Raw genomic sequence first — 1,060 nt, 5'->3', positions numbered from 1 at the left:
GCTTTGACAATATCTCCCGTTTGAAACCCTTTAACAAACTTAAACCGGGGAACATAGCGAGATGTCAAGCCAAATTTGTCGGTACGGCACATTTGACGTGTCCCGTGACCAGTTGCTTTGATCAATAGTGGCTTGTTTGTTAAAATCTTCAACGACTCAACCTTTCCGACACAAGCTGCGTCTAGCCAGTGAGTTTTAGCTAAATTTAGTCGAGTACGGTTGAATTTAGTCAAGCCGCCACTGCCAGTAGAAACAGGCAAGCCAGTTGTACGGAGTCGATTAAATAATGCCCAGCGAGTCGAATTGACTGCTGCTGCGTCTTTTAATGGACGTTTTGCTTGAGATAGAATCCGCTTCAAAATCTCTGGTTTTTTAGACAAGAATTGCTCAACATCTTGAGTACCTTTTTTTTTGTTGCAAGCATCGCAAGCAAGGCAAAGATTAGAAATGCGATTAGCTCCGCCTTTGGCTTTGGGATGAATATGTTCAACTTGTAGCGGTGTATTAATTACACCACAGTAAGCGCACTTCCTGTCCCATTTATTGAGCAAATACTCGCGGATATCATAGCCCTGTAAAACGCCTTGCTGGTATTCACTCCCAGAGATTTCTGGGCTTTCTAATTGCTGTAAGTCAAATCGCACAAGCTCTTGAGCGATAGAAGCAATGGGGGCGAGTTTCATTAATCTAGTCACCCAAGTTAAGGTTGTTTCCACACGATGTTGCAAACTTGGCGCTAGCCAACCTTTAGGGCGCGTCCTGTTTAGAAACTTAGTTGGACGATAGCGAGTATGGCGATTTCTCCTGCCTCTACGCAATGAACGGCGAGATTCAAGACTGGCTTTGATAGTTTGACCTCGGTGAGTTAGTTCTGCACCAAAGATTACGTTTTCTCCTTGTATTAACGCAATTCCAGTAGTTCGATAGCCAGGATCTATTTTGAGAGTAATTGGTTTTTGCGGTACTGTTACCTCTACTTTCAGAATTAGCGTAAATGGATACCTTTTGAAGACAGCAGCTTTGCCATTAGTTAGCAATTTACGTGCCAATCCTGGGCGGA

At 43.6% G+C, this 1,060-nt stretch carries 1 protein-coding gene; it reads right to left on the bottom strand.

The features are described from left to right. The coding region (gene iscB / locus QUB24_RS33480; protein WP_333157899.1) for an RNA-guided endonuclease IscB at window positions 1–1,060 on the bottom strand (1,060 nt) is incomplete at both ends.

The organism is Microcoleus sp. B9-D4 (genome assembly GCF_036705105.1).
In the GTDB taxonomy this organism is placed as follows: Bacteria; Cyanobacteriota; Cyanobacteriia; order Cyanobacteriales; family Microcoleaceae; genus Microcoleus.
Note: the sequence above shows the minus strand (reverse complement) of the source record. Positions and strands in the feature narration are given on the sequence as shown.